Here is a 21,636-nt window from a genome sequence, read left to right on the forward strand (position 1 = left end):
AGGGCAGAAAGGGCCCGCAGGCGCGGGGGTATGATGGAAAAGGTCGCGATATTCATCGACGGTTCCAATCTTTATAAAGGCCTCGTCAGCGAGGTCGCACCGGACTACCGCCTGAACTTCGTGCGGTTCATTGAGATGCTGGTCGCCGGGCGAAGGCTCTTGCGCGCCTACTATTACAACGCCCCCCTGCCTCCGGAGGACCCGGCGGCGAAGCCGCATCAGAGCTTTCTCAACTACCTCAAGCGGGTCCCCTACGTCTCCGTTCGCCTGGGCCGGCTGGAGCGCCGCGGCGAGGGCTTCGTCGAGAAGGGCGTGGACATCCAGATGGCGGTGGACATGCTCAAGCTGGCCTACGCCCGGGCCTACGACGTGGGGATTCTGGTCTCCGGCGACGGCGACTTCGTCGAGGTGGTGCGGGTGATCCAGGACATGGGGATGCAGATCGAGAACACCACCTTCCATGCCCTCTCCTCCTACCGCCTGGCACAGCAGGCGGACCGCTTCTACGCCCTCGACGACTTCCCCTGGGAAGAGCTCAAGGCCACGAGCGAATGAAGAGCCAGGCCCCGGCCAGGAGCAGCAAGAGGTCGGCGAGCCGGGTCCATCGCGCGCTGGCGAAACGGCCGGCCCCGAAGGCCACCGCCACCTTGGCCCCGACCAGGCTCAGGTAAAACCCCAAGAGGAAGGCCGGCGCGGCCGCCCCCAGCCGCCCCAGGACGGGCACCCCGACGACGAGCCAGAAGAGGTAGACGTGGGGGTTGAGGAGGTTGGTGACCACCGCGTCCTTCAACCCGCTGGGGGGACGCCTAGGCGCGTCGGGTGGGGAGGCGAGCCCCCGGGCACCGAGGTAGACGAGCCAAAAAGACGCAAAGCGCCCCTGCCAGCGAAACGCCGCGGGGTCCAGGTGGCGGGCAAAGAGCCAGGCCAAGAGCACGATGGGGCCATCGGAGATCAGCGGCGCCATCGCCGCCCGCGCCCCCGCCCAGGGCCCGTGGGTCAGGCTCTCCCTGAGCACCAGGGCGAGCATCGGTCCGGGGCTGAGCCCCGCGCCGAGCCCCAGCGAGCATCCGAGCCAGAACGCCTCGATCATTCCAAAAGCCCCCAAAAGCCGATCGGGTCCGGGTCCAGGCGCATCCGCGCGGGGCGGGCGTCGCCGAAGGCCTGGACCAGGGCCTTCAGCCGCGCCTCGTCCCTGCCCTTGAGGAGCAGGTGCCAGACGTAGCGCCCCCGAACCCGGGGGACCGGCGCCGGGGCCGGACCGAGCAGCTCGCCGGCCTCGGCGATCGGCGAAAGCTGCTCCGCGAGCCGGTGCGCAGCCTCGGCGGCGACCCCTTCCAAGGGGTGGCTGACCTCGACCTTGAGCATGCGCACCACCGGCGGGTAGCCGAGCGCCTGACGGAGCGCCAGCTCGGCGTTGGGAAAGCCCTCGAGGTCCCGTGCCAAGAACCCCTGGAGCGCGGGATGCTCGGGGTGGTAGGCCTCGAGGTAGAAGAAGGGGTTCTTGCTCGGATCGAGCTCCGCCAGCTGCCAGAGGAGGGCAAAGAGCCCCTCGGCGGCGCGGAAGTCCGAGGCCGGAAGGAAGCCCTCGACCCAAGGGAAGTAGATCAGGGCCAGGTTGGTCAGGGGGTTGTGGCGCAGCACCCGGGTCGTGGCCACCAGGATCCCCGGGGTCCCTTCGCGCAGGGCCTCGAGGCCAAAGGCCCCTCCGGAAAAGAGCCTGCCCACCGGCACCTCAAAGAAGCGGCGCTCGAGGTCCTCGGCGATCCAGTCGAGCCCCGGACCCCGGGCCAGCAAGAGCTCGCTCCCGCAGTTCGGGCAGCGCGCCGGCGCGGGGGCGACGTGGCCGCACTGATGGCAGACCAGCCGCCCCCCCTTGCCGTCCTTGTGGTAGCGCAAGGGCAGCGCGCAGTTCGGGCAGTCCGGCTCGTAGCCGCAGGCCTGGCAGACCAGCCGCGCCGCGTAGCCCTTGCGCGCGGCCATCACCAGGACCTGGCGGCCGTTCTCGAGCGCCTGACGGATCAGCGCCAGGGCCTCCCCGGAAAACCCGACCCGCTTCGGGTGCGGGCGCACCCGGCCGCGGACCGGGACCGGCCGCAGCGTCAGGGGATGCTTCGCGACGTAGCACGCCCGCGCGGTGGGCGCGGCGGAGAGGTAGGTGACCCGGTCGAAGAGGGCCTCGGCCAGGGCTGGCAAGAAGGCCCGGCTCCCCGAGGCCAGCTTGTGGGCGTCGCTGGCCTCCTCGACGACCACCACCCGGTGGAAGGCCTCGGGGAAAAAGAGGGCCTGGAAGCTCCCCAGGACGCTCTTGTTCCAAGGCCGCCAGAGCGCCCGCCTGAGCTCCGGGGAAAACCCTCCGAAAAAGCGCACCGCTTCGGGAAGGTAGGCCGCGGCCCGCTCGAGGAGCGTCCCCTCGGGAAAGAGCACCAGGTGCGGCCCCTCCTGCATCATCCCCTTCAAGACCGCGAGCCGCTCGTGAAACCGCCCGCCGTTGATCCGATCCGGCGCGAAGGGGGGCACCCGGGGGGCAAGGGGGCGCGCCTCCAGCGGCGGCGGCACGGGAGGCGCGGGCCGCTCGGTGACCTCGACGTAGCCCTTCCGGATCAGGGTGCGCACCGCGCTCGCTCCCACCCCCGCCTTGCGCGCCAGCTCGGCCTGGCTCTCGACCTCGCCGAGGGCCAGCAGGGTGGTGAGGGCGGCCTGGGCCTGAGGGCTGAGGCCCGGCTCGGGCGGACGCACCGGACGCAGGACGCGCTTTTGGGGCGTCGCCTCGACGACGCGCTCCTCCAGCACCCCGCCGGCCCTGAGGTCCGAGAGCAGCGCCGCCGGCACGCGTTTGGCGTCCCGCCACGCCGAGGGCGCCCCCTCCCAGCCCTCGGGCACCCGCGCCCCCGGCACCAGGCGCACCTGATGCACGAAGGGCCCTTCGATGAAGGGCAAAAAGTCCGCGACGACCAGGCCCAGCGGGGCGAAGAGGAACTCGGCGGCGCGCCAGAGCCGGGCCACCCCTTCGGGGGTGAGGAACGGCTGCCCATCGAGGTAGCCGATCGCCCCCTTGAGGGCGTGGGCGCGCCGGGCCTCCTCCTCCCCGACGACCAGCCCGACCCGCAGCCCGCGGCGAAAGGGCACGACGACCCGGGCCCCAAGCCGCACCCCCTCGCCGAAGGGGGGAAGGTAGGAGAGCGGCCCGATCGGCAGAGGCAGGGCCACCAAGAGGGCTTTCATCGCGCCCCCAAGAAGAAGTCCGGCGCCTGAGGCACGCCCAAAACGCGGACCTCGAAGTGCAGGTGGGGGCCGCTGCTGTAGCCGGTCGAGCCCACCCAGCCGACGCGGTCGCCGGTCCCAAGCACCGCCCCGGGCCGCACCGCGATCCGCCGGAGGTGGCCGTACAGGCTGCAGACCCCCCGGCCGTGGGAGAGGACGACCGCGTTTCCCCAGGGGCCGAGTGGCCCGGCCAAGGTCACCATGCCCGGCGCCGCGGCCCCCACCGGGGTGCCCGCGGGCGCCGCGAGGTCCACCCCGGTGTGGACCCCCTCGCGGCGCCCGTAGTCCCGATGCTCCCCGAAAGGCGCGCTCACCGGCGCCGAAAGCGGCCAGCGCCAGGGACCCAAAAGCCGGCCACCCCTCTGCGCGCAGGCCGCCTCGAGCGCCGCCTTCGCCGCCGCCTGCACCTTGGGGGCCAAAAAGGCCGCCTTTTGGGGCAACGCGATGCGCCGCGCGCCGTAACGCCCGGGGCGCAAGGGCAGCGTCAGGTGGCGCCCGTCCGCCAACCAGAGCCGCCAGCGCCCCACCGGCGCGTCGAGGGGCACCGGGACCAGCGCCCGGCCGGCGATCACCGGGGCCCGCCTTCCAAGGTAGGTGACGAAGGGCAGCGAAGCGTCGAGGTAGACCCAAAACGGCCGGCCCTGGACCGCCTCCTCCGGCCGGAGCCGGACCCCCTCCGCGGCCAGCGCCAGGCCCAGCACCGCGAGCGCGAAGAGGACGCGGATCACGTCCGCCATTCTACCGAGGGCCTAAACTGGGGCCATGCGAAAGGCCTTCAGCTGCCCCCAGGACTGCCCCGACGCCTGCCGGCTGGTGGCCGAGGTGGTCGAGGGGCGCCTGGTCCGGGTCGGCGGGGATCCCCACCACCCCACGACCCGGGGCTTCGCCTGCGCCAAGACCACCCGCTACCCCGAGCGCCTTGCCCACCCCGACCGCCCCCGCCATCCGATGCGCCGGGTCGGGGCCAAGGGCGAGGGACGGTTCGAGCGCGTCACCTGGGAGGCGGCCCTCGACGAGATCGCCGGGCGGCTGCGCCGAACCCTCGACGCCTTCGGGGGCGAGGCGGTCCTCCGCTACAACTACGCCGGGACGATGGGCCTGGTCGAGGGCCGCGCGCCGCTGGGGTTCTTTCGCGCGATCGGGGCCACCGAGCTCGACGAGACGATCTGCTCCGCCGCCGGGGAGGCGGCCTGGGCCGCGGTCTACGGCCCCGCCAAGCTCGGGGTCGACCCCGAGGACCTGCCCCACGCCAAGACGATCGTCCTCTGGGGGGCCAACGTCCTGTCCACCAACACCCACCTGGTCCCCTTCTTGAAGGCTGCCCGCCGGCGGGGGGCAAAGGTCTTCGCGGTCGACGTCTACGAGAACAAAACGACGCGCTTTGCCGACGCCTTCCTGCGGGTGCGCCCGGGGACCGACGCGGCCTTGGCCCTGGCGTTGATCGCCCGCTTCTTGGAGCTCGGCGCGGTGGACTGGGCCTACCTCGAGGCCCACACTGAGGGCCACGAGGCGCTCTTCGAGGCCGCCCGGGCCTGGTCCCCGGCGCAGGCCGCGGCGGTGACCGGCGTCCCCGAAGGCCAGCTTCAGGCCTTCGCCGAGGCCCTTGCCGAAGGGGCGCCCCAGCTCTTCCGGGTGGGCTACGGGATGACCCGGCACGCCGGCGGCGGCCACGCCCTGGCGGCGGTGCTGATGCTCCCGGTGGTCCTCGGCAGCTGGCGCCACCGGGGCGGGGGGGCCCTGCTCTCGACGAGCGGCGGCTTTCAGCTCAACAAGCGGCGGCTGGAGGGGCTTCACTTCTGGCGCGGCCACCGGCCAAAGGGGTATTTCCGCCCAAACCCCTACGCCCGCCACGTCAACCAGATCCAGCTCGGGCGCGCCCTGACCGAGGCCAAGGACCCGCCAATCAGGATGCTCTTCGTCTTCAACGCCAACCCCGCCGCCGCGGTGCCCCGCGCCGGCCTGGTCCGCGAGGGCCTGGCCCGCGAGGACCTGACCACCATCGTCCTGGAGAACCAGCTCACCGACACCGCGCGCTACGCGGACTTCCTCCTGCCCGCGACCCACCCCCTCGAGCACCCCGACCTCTACACCGCCTACGGCCACTACCACCTGAGCTGGTCCGAACCGGTGGCCCCGCCCCCGGGCGAGGCCCGGCCAAACACCTGGGTCTTCGCCGAGCTCGCGCGCCGGCTGGACCTCGAGGCCCCGACGCTCTACTTCGACGCCGAGCGCTGGGCCAAGGAGCTCTTGGACACCGATCACCCCTTCTTCCACGGGATCACCTTCGAGGCCCTCAAGGCCCAGGGCCACCTCAAGCTGCGCCTGCCGGCGCCCTTCCTCCCCTACGCCGAGGGCCGGCCCGACGGCCGGCCGATCCAGCTCTTCGCCCCCAACCCCCGGACCTTCACCCCACCTGCGCGCTGGCCCTACCGGCTGATGACCCCGCCCGCGCACCACCTCCTCAACACCTCCTTCAACCGCGTCGAGGCCTTGCGCGCCGCCGAGGGAGGCGAACCCTGGGTGCTCGTCCACCCCCAGGACGCCGCCCGCGAGGGCCTTCGGGACGGGGCCTACGCGATCCTGGAGAACGACCAGGGCCAGCTGCGGCGGCGGGTGCGCGTCAGCCGCCGCACCGCCCCTGGGGTGCTGGTGATGGAGGGGGTCTGGGACGCCCTCTCCACCCCCGATCACCAGCCCAACAACCTGCTCACCCCGGACCGACCGACCGACCTCGGCCAGGGCTCAAGCTTCAACGAGGCCTGGGTCCGCATCCACCCGGCGTAGAATGCCTCTCGTGAAACGCGCCGCATCGCTCTTGCTCCTCCTCGGCCTGGCCCTCGCCTGGGGCCCCAAGGGCCACGAGCTGATCACCGCCTACGCGATCCGAAACCTCCCCCCGGGCCCCGCCAGGGCCTACTTCGCCGCCCACCTCAAGGCCCTTGAGCTCGCGGCCAACGACCCCGATCGGCGAAAGAGCCACACCCCCGGCGAGGCCTTTCGCCACTACTGGGAGGCCGAGCGCTACGAGCCCTGGCCCTTCCCCCACTTCCCAATGTCGATCGAAGAGGCACGCTCGCGCTTTGGCGAGGCCACCCTGGAACAGGGAGGGATCCTTCCCTGGGCCATCGAGGAGAGCTACCAGGCCCTGGTCCGAGCCCTCCGCGAGGACGACGAGGCGGCCTTCATCAAGGCCGCCGGCGACCTCTCCCACTACCTCGGGGACGCCCACCAGCCCTTCCACACCACCACCGACTTCGATGGCCAGTCCTGGCTCAACGGCGGCATCCACGCCCTCTTCGAGTCCACGATCATCGAGGCCTACTGGGACGAGGCCCGCGACTTTTGGCCGAAGACCGCCGCTCCGGCCAGGGACGACGCCCTTCACCTGGCCTTCGCCGTGATCCGCGAGGACCACCCGCTGGTCCCTTTCCTGAACGAGGCGCTCTGGCGGGTCAAGCGGCTCTACTCGGCGTTCGACCGGCGCTACTACCAGACCCTTTGGGAAAGCCCCTTCGGCCTCACCGCCCGGGTGCAGATCAACCGCGCGGCGCGGCGGCTGGCCGCGCTCTACCTGCGCGCCTGGGAGGAGGCCGGCCGCTAGCCGGCTACGGCTTTTCCTTGCAGTAGATTCGGACGGTCTTGATCGTGTCCTCGGTGGTGAGCCGCTGCACCACGTCCATCCCCTCGACCACCTTGCCGAAGATCGTGTACTTCCCGGTGAGGTGCGGCGCCGGGGCGAGGGTGATGAAGAATTGCGAGGAGTTCGAGTTGGGGTCCTGGGTGCGGGCCATCCCCACCCATCCCGGGGCGTCGTAGGCCAGCTTCTCGTCGATCTCCAGGCCGAACGAATACCCCGCCTCGCCGGTCCCGGTGCCGGTGGGGTCGCCGCTTTGGGCGACGAAGCCGGGCACCACCCGGTGCCAGCGCACCCCGTCGAAGAAGCGGTTCAAGGCCAAGAAGACGAAGGAGTTGACGGTGATCGGGGCGGACTCTTCCAGGAGGTCGATCATCACCTTCCCCTTGGAGGTCTCGAGCTCCGCGAAGTAGTCGCAGGCCTTGGGGTCGGTGACCACCTCCGGTTTCTCGAAGCGGCGGATCGGCTTCTCGCTGAGGTAGGGCAGCTGCTTCATGCTTCCTCCTAGGGCCAGGGCGAACAAAGCGATCAGGGCCACGCGCATGGGCCCACTATAGCCTGGGCAGGGTGATCCCCCGCTGCCCCTGGTACTTGCCCTGGCGGTCCTTGTAGGTCGTCTCCGGGCGCTCGCCCTTAAAAAAGAGGATCTGCACGATCCCCTCGTTGGCGTAGACCTTGGCCGGGAGCGGGGTGGTGTTGGAGATCTCCAGGGTCACGTGCCCCTCCCAGCCGGGCTCGAGGGGGGTGACGTTGACCACGATCCCGCAGCGGGCGTAGGTCGACTTCCCCAGCGCCACCCCGAGGACGTCCTCGGGCATGCGCAGGTACTCGACCGACCGGGTCAGGGCGAACGAGTTCGGGGGGATGAGGACCGCGTCGGCCTCGATGGAAACGAAGGCCCGATCGTCGAACCGCTTGGGATCGACGACGGCCCCGAAGACGTCGGTGAAGACCTTCCACTCCGGGGCCGCCCGCAGGTCGTAGCCAAACGAGGACAGCCCGTAGCTGATTACCCCCTCGCGCACCAGGCGCTCCTCGAAGGGCTCGATCATCCCGGCCCGGGCCAGTTCGCGGATCGCTCGATCGTTCAGCAGGCTCACGTAGGTTAGGATAAAGGGCGTGGACGTCGCGGCCGCCTTAAAAGAACTCGCCCAGCTTCAGGAAAAGGACCTCGAACTCGACCACCTCAAGGAAGAGATCGACCGCGTGCCGCCCGAGCTCTCCGAGCTCAAAGCCCGCTGGGACGCCCGCATCGAGGCGCTGATGGACCTCAAGCAGCGCCTGCACCGGGTGCAGCGGGAGTACGAGCAAAACGATCTGGAGCTCAAGGACCTCACCGCGAAAAAGCGCAAGGCCCAGGAGGAACAGATGAGCGCGACCTCGAGCCGCGAGGCCACCCAGTACGAAAACCGCATCCAGCAGCTGGCCACCCGGATCGACGAGCTGACCGAGCTCACCCTTCCCCTGGTCGAGGAGATCGAGCGGCTCGAGGCGGAGATCAAGGCCCTGGAGACCGAGCTCGCCGAGCTCAAGCCCAAGCTCGAGGCCCTGGAGGCGGAGAACGCCGAGCGCGTCGCCGCCCTCAAAGCGACCTACGAAGCGAAGCTCGCCGAGCGCGAGGCCCGGGCCAAGCAGGTCCCGGCCGCGGTGCTCCGCGAGTACCAGGTCGTGCGCCGGGCCCGCCGCGGGGTGGGGATCGCGCGCATGATCAAGGTCAAGGAGACCTTCCGTTGCGAGGCCTGCCGGGTGCAGCTCCCCACCCACGTGGCCCAGAAGGTCTACCAGGGGCGCCAGGTGGTGCGCTGTCCCTCCTGCGGCCGCATCCTCTACCGCGACTAAACGAAAAAAACGCCGCGCGATGCGCGGCGTTGGTGTTTTAAGGAAAATCCCCCCGCACCGACCTACGCTCCCAGGCGGCTGCCCGCCTAGTACCATCGGCGCTGGCGCGTTTCACTTCCGAGTTCGGGATGGGATCGGGTGGTTCCACGCCGCTATGGGCACGGGGGGAATCTCATGTTTTTCGCTTTCATGCTTCCCGCGCCACCACCCCGGTGGCAGGGAACCTCAGCGGGCCAAGCGCGCACAAAGCGCCTCGCAATCTCTCCTCAAGGTCAAGGCCTCGGACGATTAGGACCGGTCGGCTTCACCCCTCGCGGGGCTTCCACCCCCGGCCTATCTACCCGGTTCTCTTCCGGGGTCCTTACCAGGTTGCCCTGTGGGAGTCCTCATCTCGGGGCAGGCTTCCCGCTTAGATGCTTTCAGCGGTTATCCCTCCCGCACATGGCTACCCTGCTTATGCCCCGGGTGGGACAGCAGGGACACCAGTGGTGCGTCCACTCCGGTCCTCTCGTACTAGGAGCAGACCCCCTCAAGACTCCTGCGCCCGTGGCGGATAGAGACCGAACTGTCTCACGACGTTCTGAACCCAGCTCGCGTGCCACTTTAATGGGCGAACAGCCCAACCCTTGGGACCTTCTTCAGCCCCAGGATGTGACGAGCCGACATCGAGGTGCCAATCCGCCCCGCCGCTGTGGACGCTCGGGGGCGATCAGCCTGTTATCCCCGGGGTAACTTTTATCCGTTGATCGATGGCCCTTCCACACAGAACCACCGGTTCACTAGGCCCGACTTTCGTCCCAGCTCGGCTTGTAGGCCTCGCTGTTAGGCTCCCTTCTACCCTTGCGCTCTCCGGCGGATTTCCGTCCCGCCTGAGGGAACCTTTGGGCGCCTCCGTTACGCTTTAGGAGGCGACCGCCCCAGTCAAACTGCCCACCAAGCGCTGTCCCCCTAAAAGGGGTTAGATCTCCGAACACGCCAGGGTGGTATTTCACCGGCGGCTCCCCACCCCCTGGCGAGGGTGGTTCCTAGCCTCCCACCTATCCTACACAGGCGTGCCCAAAGACCAACGCCAGGCTGCAGTAAAGCTCCACGGGGTCTTTTCGTCCTGCCACGGGTAGGCCGCATCTTCACGGCCAGTTCAATTTCACCGGGTCCCTCGCCGAGACAGCGTCCCGGTCGTTACGCTTTTCGTGCAGGTCGGAACTTACCCGACAAGGAATTTCGCTACCTTAGGACCGTTATAGTTACGGCCGCCGTTCACCGGGGCTTCGGTTCGGGGCTCGCACCCCTCCCCTTGACCTTCCGGCACCGGGCAAGCGTCGCTCCCTATACGTCCACTTACGTGTTCGCAGAGAGCTGTGTTTTTGGTAAACAGTCGCCAGGACCTGTTCACTGCGGCTCCCCAGGGCTCATCACCCCGGAGAGCACCCCTTCTCCCGAAGTTACGGGGCCATTTTGCAGAGTTCCTTGGCGAGGGTTCTCCCGCGCGCCTTGGTGCTCTTACACCCGCCCACCTGTGTCGGTTTGCGGTACGGGCACTCCACCTTCATCGCTTAGAGGCTTTTCTCGGCCCCCTGGCTTCAGCGGCTTGTCACCCCTCTCGGGGCTTCCCGACCAGCGGCGGGCTCCCGCAGGGCGGATTTGCCTACCCTGCACCCCCCGCTGGCCAACGGGCTTAGCCATAGCTCCGCTCCGCCTAGCCTAGGGCGTCCCCCCATCGCTCCAGTGGAGTGGGGCCGGAATATTAACCGGCTGCCCTTTCGGCTTCGCCTCTCGGCTACGCCTTAGGTCCCGCCTAACCCTACGCCGACGACCGTTGCGTAGGAACCCTTGGGCTTTCGGCGGTGGGGATTCTCACCCCACTTATCGTTACTCATGCCGGCATTCGCACTTCCCTTGCCTCCAGCAGCCCTCGCGGTCTGCCTTCATTGGCCTCGGGAACGCTCCCCTACCGCGCAACGGCTTCCCGTCGCACCCGCAGCTTCGGTGCTAGGCTTAAGCCCCGTTCATTTTCGGCGCGGGGCCACTCGACCAGTGAGCTATTACGCACTCTTTAAATGATGGCTGCTTCTAAGCCAACATCCTGGCTGTCTCAGCAGCCCCACATCCTTTCCCACTTAGCCTAGCTTCGGGACCTTAGCTGGCGGTCTCGGTTGTTCCCGCGCTCGGACACGGACGTTATCGCTCGTGCCCTCACTCCCAAGCCTCCACTCAGACCCTTCTGAGTTTGCCAGGGTTTGGTAGGCTGGTGGGCCCCCTAGCCCTAGCAGTGCTTTACAGGCCTGAGTTGCCGCTTGAGGCTGACCCTAAAGTCATTTCGGGGAGAACCAGCTATCTCCAGGCTCGGTTAGCTTTTCACTCCTAACCCCAGCTCATCCGAAGGGTTTTCATCCCCTACCGGTTCGGCCCTCCACTGGGTGTCACCCCAGCTTCAGCCTGGCCAGGGCTAGCTCGCCTGGTTTCGGGTCTGCGACCACTGACTCTACGCCCTCTTCGGACTCGGTTTCCCTTCGGCTTCGCCTCCCGGCTTAACCTCGCCAGTGACCGCAAGTCGCCGGCTCATGCTTCAATAGGCACACCACAACCCCTCCCCGCGCTCGCGCGCAGGCGTGGGGCCGTGATTGCTTGTAAGCGCACGGTTTCAGGTTCTCTTTCACTCCCCTCCCGGGGTTCTTTTCACCTTTCCCTCACGGTACTGGTTCGCTATCGGTCACCCGGAGTACTTAGCCTTGGGCGGTGGTCCGCCCAGATTCCCCCATGGCTCCACGAACCACAGGGTACTCGGGGTCGTGCCCCAGAGAGTCCCTGGCCTTTCGCCTACAGGGCTTTCACCTTCTCTGGCTCCCCTTCCCAGCAGGATTCGGCTAGACCAGGGATTGCTCACTCCCCGGGCTTCGCCCAGGACACGCCCCACCAACCCCGGGGTGCAAGCACCCCGGTTTAGGCTCTTCCCCTTTCGCTCGCCGCTACTCAGGGAGTCGATCTCTCTTTCCTCTCCTCTGGGTACTTAGATGTTTCAGTTCCCCAGGTTCCCCCCGCTGCATACACAGCGGTGACCGGTGTCCCCACCGGCCGGGTTCCCCCATTCGGACATCCAGGGATCAACGCCCGCTACCGGCTCCCCCTGGCTTTTCGCAGGTAGCCACGTCCTTCATCGGCTCGGGTGCCGAGGCATCCACCGTGCGCCCTTACTACCTTGACCTTCCACACTCCACGTGTAAAAAGCCCAAGACACTTCGCGCTACTCGCTTGGCCCGCTTTTCATGGTCCCCCGCCACCTCAGTGGCGCAAAAGCTAAGATACCAAACGAGTAAAGGGCTGTCAAGGGGGCTAGCGCGCCTCCATCTCCACCTGGGTGGTGAGGACGGCCTCGACGACGGCAGGGAAAACCTCCAAAAGCCGCACCAGCTCGGCCACGTCGCACCGTCGGTCTCCCCAAACCCCGGGTGACAGACTGGGGACATGCGCCTGGCCTTGCTCCTCTCCGGGGTCGCGCTCTTTTCCGCGCTCTATGCCCCACAGCCGCTTTTGCCCGCGCTCGAGGCCCGGTTTGCGGCCCCGGCCGGCGCCGCGGGGGTGGGGATGGCCCTGCCCCTTTTCGCTCTGGTCCTCTTCTCCCCGCTCTACCCCAGGCTCCGCCTCCCCGCGGGCTGGATCCTGGGGGCGGGGATGTTCGGGGTCGGGCTCTTTGGCGTCCTGGGGGCCCTCGCCCCCGCGCTCTGGCTCTGGGCGCTCTTGCGCTTTTTCCAGGGGGCGGCGCTGGCCGCGGTGCCAGGGATCGGGTTCGCCCTCTTGCCCCAGCTCTTCCCCGGCCGGCACCGCGCCTACGGCGGGCTGATGGTCGCGGGCAACGCCGTCGGGGGAACGCTGGGGCGGGTGCTCGCGGGCCTGATCGCCGAGCGCTTTGGCGTCGGCACCGCCCTTTTGGCCCTCAGCCTGCCGGCTTTGATGCTGGCCCCGGCCTTTTTCGGCGACCGCAGCCGGGTGCGGCTCTCTCCGCCCCGCTACGCGCGCTCCGCCCTCCCCCTCTACGCCCTGGGGGGGAGCCTGCTCCTCACCAACCTCTTCGCCGCGAACCTCCTCCCCTACCGGCTCAAGGCCCTGGGGTTCGGCGAGGGGGCGATCGGCCTCTTTTTCGCCGCCTACGCGACGGGGATCGCCGGTTCCACCCTGGGGGGACTCGCCGCCGAGCGCAAGGGCGAGCGCTGGGCGCTCTCGGCGGGGCTCCTGGCCGCGGGGCTAGGGGTCCTCCTGATGCTCGGGCCGGTGGCCGCGGTGGGCCTTGGGTTCGCCCTGATGCTCTTTGGCGTCTTCGCCGCCCAGGCGGTGGCGGCGACGCTCGCCGGGCGCCTCGGGGCCGGGGTGAGCGGGACCTACGTCGCCGCCTACTACCTCGGGGGCGCGCTGGCGGGCCTGGTCTACCCGCCTTTTCTGGCCCTGGGGTTCGGCGGGGCAATGGGGGGCTTGCTCGGGGTCGTGGGCCTGGCCCTGGTCCTGGCCCGCCGGGCGGCCAGGCTTTAAACCCAGGCCAGGACCCAGGGGCCTGCGTCCAGCTCGGCGCGCCGCCCGGCCCCGAGCACCCCGCCAGGCATGCCGGCCGCGAGGGGCGCGAGCGCCGCCGCGCTTTCTGCGGGGGCTTCGGCAAAGGCCTCGACCTGGGCCAGGGTGAAGTGGGGGGTTTCCAAAAAGACCCCCGGGGCCAGGCGGGCCCTCTTCGGCGGGGTGGGGACGAGCCGGGCCACCTCGAGCGCCTTTTTGAGGTGCAACGGGCGGCCGCGGCCGTAGTCGTAGATGCGGTAGGTGAGGTCCGAGCGCTGCTGGACCTCGAGCACCACCACCCCCGGGCCCAGGGCGTGGATCACCCCGGCGGGGACGTAGATCACCTCTCCCGGCGCCACCGGAACGACGTTCAAGAGCTCGAGCACCGCCCCCGAGCGCGCGGCCTCGGCGAAGGTCTGCGGGTCCACCGCCTCCTTGACCCCGTAGACGATCTCGGCCCCCGGCTCGGCGGAAAGGACCACCCAGGCCTCGCTCTTGCCGGTATAGCCGGTCGCGGCCTCGTGGCGTTTGGCGTAGGCGTCGTCCGGGTGCACCTGCACGCTGAGCCAGCTTTGAGCCTCGATCAGCTTGACGAGGAGGGGGAAGTGGGGAAACTGGACCGCCCCCCGCGCGCCCAAAAACCCCGGCCCCAGCTCAGCGATCACCTCCTTAAGCGGCCGACCGGCGAAGGGGCCGCGCTCGACGAGGTTGTCGTCGTAGACCAGCCAAGCCTCCCCGATTGGCTCCGGGGAGGAAGCCCCAAAGCGCTCGGCGAGGGCGCGCCCGCCCCAGATCCGGGGCACCAGGCGCGGCGAGAGCCAAAGCGGTGCGTCCATGCCCCCAGCCTAGGGCAAATTGACAGCCCCAGGGTGCCGGGCTAAACTTAGGGTTGCTGCGTCGGGGAGTAGCGCAGCCTGGTAGCGCACCTCGTTCGGGACGAGGGGGTCGGAGGTTCGAATCCTCTCTCCCCGACCAAAAAGGCCCTCCGGGGCCTTTTTCACTTTCTGGTAGGCTAGGGAGCGATGGGACGGCCGCGTATCCTCGGGGGCAGGGCGAAGGGGGTGCCGCTTGCAGTGCCGGCCTCGGCGCGGCCGAGCCCGGTCCGGCTCAGGAAGGCGCTCTTCGACCACCTGAGAAGCCGCTACCCCCGGCCGGGACGGTTTTTGGACCTCTACGCGGGCAGCGGCGCGGTGGGGCTCGAGGCCGCAAGCGAGGGCTGGGAGGCCACCTTGGTCGAGCGCGACCGGGAAGCGGTGCGCCTCTTGCGTCAAAACCTCCTCAAGACCCGGCTCCCGGCGCGGGTCGTGCCCACCTCGGTCGAGCGCTTCCTCGAAGGAGCCAAGCGGCAGGGTGAGCGCTACGACGTCGCCTTCATGGCCCCGCCCTACCCGATCGACGTCGTCGAGGCCTTCGAACGCCTCCTGGAAGCCGGGATCGTCGTCCCCGGAGGGCTGATGATCCTGCAGCACCCCAAGGAGCTCGCCCTGCCCTTCGGCGAACGCCGCGTCTACGGCAAGAACGCCCTCACCCTGGTCCCCGCGGAGGCATGAGATGCACGCCGTCTACCCAGGCAGCTTCGACCCCTTCACCAACGGCCACCTCGACGTCGCCGAGCGCGCCAGCCGGCTCTTTGACCGGGTCACGGTGGCGGTGCTGGAAAACCCGGCGAAAAAAGACCGCTACCTCTTCACCATCGAGGAGCGGCTGAAGATCATCCGGGCCTCGACCGCCCACCTGCCGAACGTCGAGGTCGAGGCCTTCAGCGGCCTCCTCGCCGAGTACATGCGCAAGAAGGGCGCGCGGATCATCGTCAAGGGCCTGCGCGCAGTCTCCGACTACGAGTACGAGCTGCAGATGGCCCACCTCAATCGCCAGCTCAACCCCGAGGTGGAGACGCTCTTCATCCTCGCCGCCACCCGCTGGTCCTTCGTTTCCTCGACGATGGTCAAGGAGATCGCCCGCTACGGGGGCGACGTCAGCCGCTTCGTCCCCCCGCCCGCGGCGCGGGCGCTAAGGGAGAAGTTCGGCGCCGCCCGGGGAGCGGAGGTCTAGGGTGGGCCGCCTGATCCGGGGCCTCGCCGCCGGCGGCCAGCTTAGGGTGCTCGCCGCCGACACCACCGACGTCGTCGAGGAAGCCCGCCGCCGCCACGGCCTCTCCCCCACCGCGACCGCGGCGCTGGGGCGGGCGCTGACCGGCGCGGTGCTGCTCGCCTACCTGCTCTCGAAGACGCCCCGCGAGCGGGTGACCCTGAAGATCGAGGGCGAGGGTCCCCTGGGCCACCTCGTCGCCGAGGCCGGGGTGGACGGCCGGGTGCGGGGCTACGTCGACCGCCCCGAAGCCGACCTGCCCCCGAACGCGCGGGGTAAGCTCGACGTCGGCGGCCTGATCGGTAAGGGAGAGCTCCGGGTGATGCGCAGCCTTCCGAACGGCGAGGTCTACGATTCCAGCGTTCCCCTGGTCTCCGGGGAGATCGCCGAGGACCTCGCCTACTACCTGATGACCTCCGAGCAGATCCCCTCCGCGGTCCTCCTCGGGGTGCGCGTCGCCCCGGACGGCCACGTCGAGGCCGCCGGGGGGATGGTGGTCCAGGTCCTCCCCGGGACCGAGGAAAAGGTCCTCGATCGGCTCGAGGCCAACCTGAAGCAGGTCCCTGGGTTTTCCGAGCTGCTCCTGAAGGAAGGGCTCGAGGGCGCGGTGCGCCGGGTGCTCGAGGGGCTTGGCTTCGAACGGCTCGAAGGGGAGGCGGTGGGCCTGCCGGACGCGCTCCCGGTGCAGTTCGCCTGCCGCTGCAGCCGGGAGAAGGCCCGCGACGCGCTGCGCTTTTTCAAACCCGAAGAGCTCGAGGAGATGGCCCGGGAAGGGGGCGCTGAGGTGGTCTGCCGCTGGTGCGGGGAGGTCTACACCTTCACACCGGAGGAGGTCCTCGCCCTCATCCCCGAGACGGGTTCGGCGAACGAAGCCCGCGAAGGCTGACCCGGGCGGTGACCAGGAAGTAGAGCAGGATCGCAACGGCGTTTCCCACCCCGCCCCAGAGGCGAAAGCCGGGGAGCGCGGCGAGGTCCCCGAGCAGCCGGACCAAGAGGCTCAGGTGCAAGAGCCAAAGCGGGCCGTAGGCCAGGGGATCGAAGCGTAGCGGCAGCCGGAGCACCGCGGGGAAGATCACCGGGGCGTGGCCGAAGACCATGGCGAAGACGAAGCCCACGAAGACCGCGTGCAGGATCGCGTCGTAGACGAACCCTGCGGGGGGCAGGCCGAAGACGACAAGCAACCCCCCGCCGACCAAAAGCCAGGCGTAGCCGGTCAGGAGGGCGAGCCCCATGAAGCGGTGAACGCCCTCGCGGCGCAGGTTGACCCAGGCCACGTCGTAGCGCAAGAGCCAGAGCGCCAACGCCAAAAACCCGAGACTCACGAGGCGTGAAAAGAGGGCGTCGGCGAGGGGATAGCCCAAAAGCCCGAGCAGCAAGCCCCCCTCAGCGGCTAAGAACTGCTGGGAGGCCGCCCTCGGCTTGGGGACGAAGCGGGAGAGCTCGAGCCGCTCCCCGGCGACGATTAACACCAAGAACCCGGCCCATAAAAGCGCCGCCCAGGCCATCCGCCCGGCCACCCAGGCCAGGTCGCCCAAAAGCAGCAACCCCGCCCCCAGGCCCATCGCCAGGGTGAAGTCCGCGGGCTGCAGGCGGTAGATGTGCACGGCGACGAGGACGTAGACGAAGGCCCCGATCAGGAGCAGCCAGGCCCCGGCCCCGGGAAGGACAGGGAGCAACGCGCCCCCGGCGAGCATCAGCCCGGGGGCCAGGTAGGTCCAGGCCTCGCCCAGTCCCACCGCGCGCTCCAGGGCGATCAGCGCCCCGAAGAAGGCCGCGGCCATTAGCGGGCCGTGCCGAAGGGCCAGCGCCCCGCCAGGCCAAGCGAGCCCCAGGCGCACCAGGCCGGCGTAGAGCGCAAGCAACAAGAGGAGGACGGATCCAGCGAGGAGGAAGACGCGCGCCTTCACACTAGGAGCTTGGCACGGCCTCGCGCGCCTCGGCAACCTCGGGGGTGGCGGGTGGGGGCTCGAGCGCCGCCTGCAGGAAGACCCAAAACACCCCAATGAACAGCCCCAGCACCAGCGCCAGCGCGGTGTTCAAGAGCACCCTTGGCCCCACCGGCTTGAGCGGGGTCGCGGGTGCGGCGACGAGGCGCAGCGGCACCGCGCCCTCGGCGAGTTGACGTAGGCTCGCGTCGTCGGCGAGGAGCGTTTCGATCTGCGAGAGCCGGGCCTGCTTTTCCGCGATCTGGGCCTCGAGCTTGGCGAGCTCCAGGCGCAGATACGCCCGGGCGGGGTCGGGGCTTTCCGCCACCAGTGGATCGACGTCGGCCTGACGAAGCGCCCCCTGCCCCAGCGCACCGGCGGGTTCACTCGGAAGCGCGGTCAGGCGCTTTTCAAGATCCTTCCGCTGGGCAATCAGCGCGGGAAGGGTGCTTTTGAGTTCCGCACGCTCGGACTGCAGCCTGCGACGCAGGGCCTCGAGCGCCGCGCTGGCGAAGTCTTCCTCCGCCGTCTGCGCCAGACGTCGGGCGCGGGCCACGGCCTCTTTAGGAAGATGGCCCCGAGCCACCAGGCTGAGGAAACCCTTCTTCTCATCGAACCGCACCTTCGCCCAGCTCACCTCGCCCTTTTCCCCTAACCTCCGCGCGAACGCGGCGGTCGCAAGGTGTGCCTTCAACCCCTCCACCAGCGCAGCGGGCTTGACCTTCAAAACAACATTCGCGCTCCCGTCCGCGTCCTTAGAAGGAACAGCCGCCTCCACCGCAAACACCGCGACGCTCGTATATGTCTTGGGAAACACCACGCTGATCGCAAAGACGACCACCGCGAGCAACAGCGGCAAACCCAGCACCAGCTGCCAACGCTTTTTCAGCATGAGGTAAAGGTCACGCATCGAGATCTCATCCTCGCAAGGATGCTCCATGCCGCCTACTTTAACGAAAAAAGCACCAGGTGTGCTGTCTCATCGCGCTGTTCATACCAAGCCTCAGGGGTGAGACGGGACCTGGTTACCCTGGCTACTGTGCGGGTGGTGCCGGAAACCGGCACCACCCGCACCCGGATGCTCATCCGCCGGTCGTAGCGCAGCGCTAAGCGTAGAGAGGTGACGGCATGCCCTTTCCGCTCGTTGCCCTGCGTCCCTCCGTAGGCTTTCTGGCTGTGACCGTCCACCGCGGCGTAGACGCACTTTGGGCCGGACGAGTGGTTCCGGCCCTTCCCGTCCTGGGTCACCCGGTGACCGGGCCTCTTAAAGCGTGCAAGCCCAGGCGCCATAAAATCCCTGAGGCCTCCACCGCAGAACGCCGGGGCGGGGGTTCGGCTCCAAGATGGAAATCCGCTTGGGCCCCGGGTTTCGAATATGCGCTCCACCGTGCTCCTGGAAAGTCCGAGCTTTCAGGCAATGACGTGGTAGGGCCTACGCCCGCTAGCGGAGATCAATAACCCATTGCTACAACTGCTCCGACGTTCCCCTCGGATGTCTCCTCGGTTTTGCTGCGCTTGAAAGGACTGCCTCGCCTTCCTCGCAATACCGTTTTAGCCACTTGCAGGCGGTTTTCGGGCTAATGCCCCAGGCCTTGGCCGCTTCCCTGACCGGCAGGCCCTCGTGGATCATGCGAAACACAAAGATGCGCTTTCCCTAGTAGGTAAGCCGCGCGTTCTTGTGGATGTTCACTGGAGCCCTCCTCTCGTGCTAAAAGCCATTCCTTCACCGGCACGAGGGTATGGGACTCCAGTGAACAACGTGTTAAGGGTTACATTGAACCGGCCGTGGGCTGACTTGCTTCGACCTCCTTAGCCGCGGGCGAAAGCGCCTCAGCCAAAAACGCGGCGAACACCCCCACCATCAGCCCTAAGAAGAGCGCCAGCGCGATCAACAAGCCGCGCTTTGGGGAGACTTCTTCGTAAACCGGAAAAGCAGGGGCCAGCACCGAAGCCCAGGCCTTTTGGTTGCTTGCGATTTGAATTTGCAGATCCGTCCGTTTTTTCACCAAGGCTAGATAGGCCTCCTTTGCCAACGAAAGGGCTTGATCAACGGCGTTCTTTTCGACCTGAGCCCGGGCGACTCGCTCTTTTAGCTCGTTGACCCGAGCCTCCACCACTTGCTTTTGACCTTGGATCGCGGCGTAACGCGCTTGGAGGCTCCCCTCTTTCGTTCTCAAGTCGATAAGCGCTTGCTTCAGCGTTTGATACGCGGGATTGGGGTTATCGAACACGATCTCACGGGTCTCGAGGTTGGCGAGCTGGTCCAGGCGCTGGCGCAACGATTGATAGACCGCCCGCTTGGTTTCAAAGTCCAGCGTCAGGCGGTCCTTTTCTTGTTCAGCGGTCGCCAGTTGATTTTTTAAGGCTTCAATTCTTTTATCAAGGGTGCCCAGGTTTTGCTTCAAGGCCCTGCTTTCTGCCTCTAAGGCAGCGATCTCCGCCTGGAGTTGAAACACTTGCTCCCGGGACTTCAACACGTCAGGATTGGTCTCCCGCAGCCTTGCTTCTGGCCGATCGCTCAGGCCCCGCAACCGTTCCGCGAGAGCGTAGGTCGTTCGGTAAACATCGCGTGCTGTAGAAAGCGCGGCCTCAAGACGCACCTTCTGGGCCTCCTCACTCGCGACCTCAGCCTGCAAACTGGAAACCTTGGGAGACAGCTTTCCAGCCTCCGCGCGCATTTCCTTAACCCGGCGATCTAAGGCCGAAAGCTCGCTCTTCAAGGTCAGGGTCTTGGAAAGAAGCTGGGTGTAGGTGGGGTTTAGCGTTTGGTTTTTTAGTTTTAAACCCACCAAGGCTTCAATCGCCCGCCCCTTTTCGATGAGCGCGGTTACCGCGGGATCGGCGGTGATTTCCCGTTCCAAGGCAAGCAGCCGGGGTTCCTCGCCTAGCGCTGCTTCAAGGCGCGCCAACTTGGCTTCTTTGACCGCCCGGTCAGTGGTAGCGCGCTCCAAGACCGCCTGAATCTCCGCTAGACGATTCAAGTAGGCCCCAAGTTCCTTTTTCATGGCCTCGAGCTTGCTCTGCTTTTGAAAGGCCGACCAGGCCTCCTCCGCGTTCCTCAACCGCTCCTCGGCCCATTTAAGGAGGCGGTCGAGCACCGCTTGAGCATCCTTCACCTTTAATCCTGCAACCACATCGCCAGGAGACGCGCTCTTAAGCTCCGTTCGGTAAAGCGAAAGGCGGGAGGTGGCCTCTTTTAAAAGCGATTGCTTTTTCCCAAGCTCCGCGTCAATGGCCAGCAACCTGGCCTGACTCTTTGCATAAACTTTTTGGTACTCCGCCAGCTCCGAGCGCCAAAGCTCGATTCTGTTTTTCCGCTGAAACGCCTCCAGGGCTTTCGAAGCCTCCAGGTAGGCCTTTTCAGCACGTTCGAGCTGGGCCTTCAATGCTTGACGGGCCTCAGAGAGGCTCCGGTTAACCATGGCTACTTGGTCGGAAGGCAGATCGAGCGGGACGATGTCCCGCTGCGCTCGAAATGCCTGCTCCGCGGCGGCGATCGAGCCGCGCACGGCGTCCAGCTCGCGCTCGATGTTCGCAAGCTCCGCGTCAAGCGCGATGGCCTCCTTGGTCTTGGATGCGAGCTCTGCTTGATCCTGGGACAAGGTGGTTTGTCGAGTAAAGGCTTGCCAGTGCCCTTCCGCCTCCCGGTAGGCCTGTTCTGCGGGCGCGATCTGCTCTTCGAGCGCCTTCAAGCTTGCCTTCAACCTCTCGATGGGGATGGCGTTCACGCGACGCTTTACCTCCTCCACCCAAAGATTGGCGGCGAGGGCGGCGAGCTCTGGACGCTCCGCGCGCACAGAGAGCTCTGCGATGATCGGTGGGATCTGGTTGCCCAAGGGGGACTGCCTTTGAGAAACGTCCCTAATCGAAAAGGCTTTGCGCATGCGTCCCACTCCTTCGACCGGGTCCGGCGCATCCCACGTGTCGGGCAAGCGCTTCCCCTGTTTAAGCTTTTCCCATACTGGTTTCAGGGTAGCGTCCGAGAGGGCCAGTGCCTTCAACCCCCCGAAGGTGATCGGGGTCGCCTGCTGCACTTGAATCTTGCTTTCAAGCCGGGCTTGCACCTGAACCGGGGCCACGCTTAGCGTGGCTGTCGACGAATAAACAGGCTTCGCAATCAAAAACGCATAAATTCCTGCAACCAAAACGAACGTTAAAGGCAAGAGCCATAGATACAACGCCCGGCGCCTCAAAATTGCCACCAGGTCACGCAGCGAAAGCTCATCCTCGGCTAAGGTCTCCATAGAGCACAAGATAAAGGAATGATGACGGCCTTCCAAGGGTTTTTAACCCCACAAACAAAAGACGTGGGCCGGATGGAAAATCCCACGACAGAGCAGTCGATGCGCT

General features: G+C 67.5%; 18 protein-coding genes, 1 tRNA gene and 2 rRNA genes. 9 read left to right on the top strand and 12 right to left on the bottom strand.

Translation table 11 applies throughout. The features are described 5' to 3' along the window. The first annotated feature begins 33 nt into the window (after nucleotides 1-33). A complete protein-coding gene (locus ACZ48Y_RS06170) occupies nucleotides 34-555 on the top strand; it encodes a LabA-like NYN domain-containing protein (RefSeq protein WP_464742850.1) in 522 nt (173 codons plus the stop codon). Here ACZ48Y_RS06170 and ACZ48Y_RS06175 read toward each other — a convergent pair. From ACZ48Y_RS06175 to ACZ48Y_RS06185, 3 genes are read right to left on the bottom strand one after another with little or no spacing between them, the layout of a single operon-like run. Beyond that, nucleotides 536-1,090, bottom strand: a complete 555-nt coding sequence (locus tag ACZ48Y_RS06175; RefSeq protein ID WP_464739618.1) for a LysE family translocator — start codon at nucleotides 1,088-1,090, stop codon at nucleotides 536-538. The two genes, ACZ48Y_RS06170 and ACZ48Y_RS06175, sit on opposite strands and share 20 nt — an antisense overlap. Beyond that, nucleotides 1,087-3,222 carry a primosomal protein N' family DNA-binding protein gene (locus tag ACZ48Y_RS06180; protein WP_464739619.1) on the bottom strand — a complete coding sequence of 712 codons (2,136 nt, stop codon included), beginning with the start codon at nucleotides 3,220-3,222 and terminating at the stop codon, nucleotides 1,087-1,089. Before ACZ48Y_RS06180 ends, ACZ48Y_RS06175 begins: the two co-directional genes overlap by 4 nt. Continuing rightward, nucleotides 3,219-3,989, bottom strand: coding sequence for a M23 family metallopeptidase (locus ACZ48Y_RS06185; protein ID WP_464739620.1), 771 nt, complete (start codon nucleotides 3,987-3,989; stop codon nucleotides 3,219-3,221). The genes ACZ48Y_RS06180 and ACZ48Y_RS06185 overlap by 4 nt, the downstream gene beginning before the upstream one ends. 34 nt (nucleotides 3,990-4,023) lie before the next feature. On the opposite strand from ACZ48Y_RS06185, the gene ACZ48Y_RS06190 reads away from it, so the two are divergent. Then, a complete protein-coding gene (locus tag ACZ48Y_RS06190) occupies nucleotides 4,024-6,045 on the top strand; it encodes a molybdopterin-containing oxidoreductase family protein (protein ID WP_464739621.1) in 2,022 nt (673 codons plus the stop codon). A 10-nt stretch (nucleotides 6,046-6,055) separates the two neighbouring features. Further along, nucleotides 6,056-6,862, top strand: a complete 807-nt coding sequence (locus ACZ48Y_RS06195) for a S1/P1 nuclease (protein WP_464739622.1) — start codon at nucleotides 6,056-6,058, stop codon at nucleotides 6,860-6,862. 4 nt (nucleotides 6,863-6,866) lie between these two features. Here ACZ48Y_RS06195 and ACZ48Y_RS06200 read toward each other — a convergent pair whose 3' ends face one another. After that, nucleotides 6,867-7,439, bottom strand: coding sequence for a peptidylprolyl isomerase (locus ACZ48Y_RS06200; protein WP_464739623.1), 573 nt, complete (start codon nucleotides 7,437-7,439; stop codon nucleotides 6,867-6,869). Nucleotides 7,440-7,446: 7 nt separating this feature from the next. Beyond that, on the bottom strand, nucleotides 7,447-7,947 hold the full coding sequence (gene dcd, locus ACZ48Y_RS06205; protein ID WP_464742852.1) for a dCTP deaminase: 501 nt from the start codon (nucleotides 7,945-7,947) through the stop codon (nucleotides 7,447-7,449). A gap of 67 nt (nucleotides 7,948-8,014) precedes the next feature. Between dcd and ACZ48Y_RS06210 the strand changes: the two genes are divergently transcribed. After that, entirely contained in the window at nucleotides 8,015-8,734 is a 720-nt protein-coding gene (locus ACZ48Y_RS06210; RefSeq protein WP_464739624.1) for a zinc ribbon domain-containing protein, read from the top strand. A 49-nt stretch (nucleotides 8,735-8,783) separates the two neighbouring features. Here the strand turns inward: ACZ48Y_RS06210 and rrf are convergent. After that, a 5S ribosomal RNA gene (rrf, locus tag ACZ48Y_RS06215) occupies nucleotides 8,784-8,900 on the bottom strand. Nucleotides 8,901-9,002: 102 nt separating this feature from the next. Continuing rightward, nucleotides 9,003-11,936 (bottom strand): 23S ribosomal RNA (locus tag ACZ48Y_RS06220). Between the two features lie 260 nt (nucleotides 11,937-12,196). Between ACZ48Y_RS06220 and ACZ48Y_RS06225 the strand changes: the two genes are divergently transcribed. Beyond that, complete coding sequence (locus tag ACZ48Y_RS06225) at nucleotides 12,197-13,255, top strand: MFS transporter (protein ID WP_464739625.1); 1,059 nt, start codon at nucleotides 12,197-12,199, stop codon at nucleotides 13,253-13,255. Here the strand turns inward: ACZ48Y_RS06225 and ACZ48Y_RS06230 are convergent. After that, nucleotides 13,252-14,109 carry a type I phosphomannose isomerase catalytic subunit gene (locus ACZ48Y_RS06230; protein ID WP_464739626.1) on the bottom strand — a complete coding sequence of 286 codons (858 nt, stop codon included), beginning with the start codon at nucleotides 14,107-14,109 and terminating at the stop codon, nucleotides 13,252-13,254. The two genes, ACZ48Y_RS06225 and ACZ48Y_RS06230, sit on opposite strands and share 4 nt — an antisense overlap. A 62-nt stretch (nucleotides 14,110-14,171) precedes the next feature. Here ACZ48Y_RS06230 and ACZ48Y_RS06235 point away from each other — a divergent pair. From ACZ48Y_RS06235 to hslO, 4 genes are all read left to right on the top strand, one after another. Further along, nucleotides 14,172-14,248, top strand: a tRNA-Pro gene (locus ACZ48Y_RS06235). Nucleotides 14,249-14,295: 47 nt separating this feature from the next. Then, a complete protein-coding gene (locus ACZ48Y_RS06240; protein WP_464739627.1) occupies nucleotides 14,296-14,823 on the top strand; it encodes an RsmD family RNA methyltransferase in 528 nt (175 codons plus the stop codon). A 1-nt stretch (nucleotide 14,824) separates the two neighbouring features. After that, nucleotides 14,825-15,325 (top strand): pantetheine-phosphate adenylyltransferase, encoded by a 501-nt coding sequence (gene coaD, locus ACZ48Y_RS06245; protein ID WP_464739628.1) that lies wholly within the window; start codon nucleotides 14,825-14,827, stop codon nucleotides 15,323-15,325. Nucleotide 15,326: 1 nt separating this feature from the next. Continuing rightward, on the top strand, nucleotides 15,327-16,247 hold the full coding sequence (gene hslO / locus ACZ48Y_RS06250; RefSeq protein WP_464739629.1) for an Hsp33 family molecular chaperone HslO: 921 nt from the start codon (nucleotides 15,327-15,329) through the stop codon (nucleotides 16,245-16,247). Here hslO and ACZ48Y_RS06255 read toward each other — a convergent pair. The 4 genes from ACZ48Y_RS06255 to ACZ48Y_RS06270 all read right to left on the bottom strand — a co-directional run bounded on the left by ACZ48Y_RS06255 (nucleotide 16,204) and on the right by ACZ48Y_RS06270 (nucleotide 21,530). After that, on the bottom strand, nucleotides 16,204-17,268 hold the full coding sequence (locus ACZ48Y_RS06255; protein WP_464739630.1) for a hypothetical protein: 1,065 nt from the start codon (nucleotides 17,266-17,268) through the stop codon (nucleotides 16,204-16,206). The two genes, hslO and ACZ48Y_RS06255, sit on opposite strands and share 44 nt — an antisense overlap. Nucleotide 17,269: 1 nt before the next feature. Further along, nucleotides 17,270-18,196 carry a hypothetical protein gene (locus ACZ48Y_RS06260; RefSeq protein ID WP_464739631.1) on the bottom strand — a complete coding sequence of 309 codons (927 nt, stop codon included), beginning with the start codon at nucleotides 18,194-18,196 and terminating at the stop codon, nucleotides 17,270-17,272. Nucleotides 18,197-18,751: 555 nt separating this feature from the next. Beyond that, nucleotides 18,752-18,916: a helix-turn-helix domain-containing protein gene (locus ACZ48Y_RS06265; RefSeq protein ID WP_464739632.1), complete on the bottom strand. Its 165-nt coding sequence runs from the start codon at nucleotides 18,914-18,916 to the stop codon at nucleotides 18,752-18,754. Nucleotides 18,917-19,055: 139 nt separating this feature from the next. Then, nucleotides 19,056-21,530 (bottom strand): Wzz/FepE/Etk N-terminal domain-containing protein, encoded by a 2,475-nt coding sequence (locus ACZ48Y_RS06270; protein WP_464739633.1) that lies wholly within the window; start codon nucleotides 21,528-21,530, stop codon nucleotides 19,056-19,058. Nucleotides 21,531-21,636: the final 106 nt, after the last annotated feature.

The organism is Rhabdothermus arcticus (genome assembly GCF_055382915.1).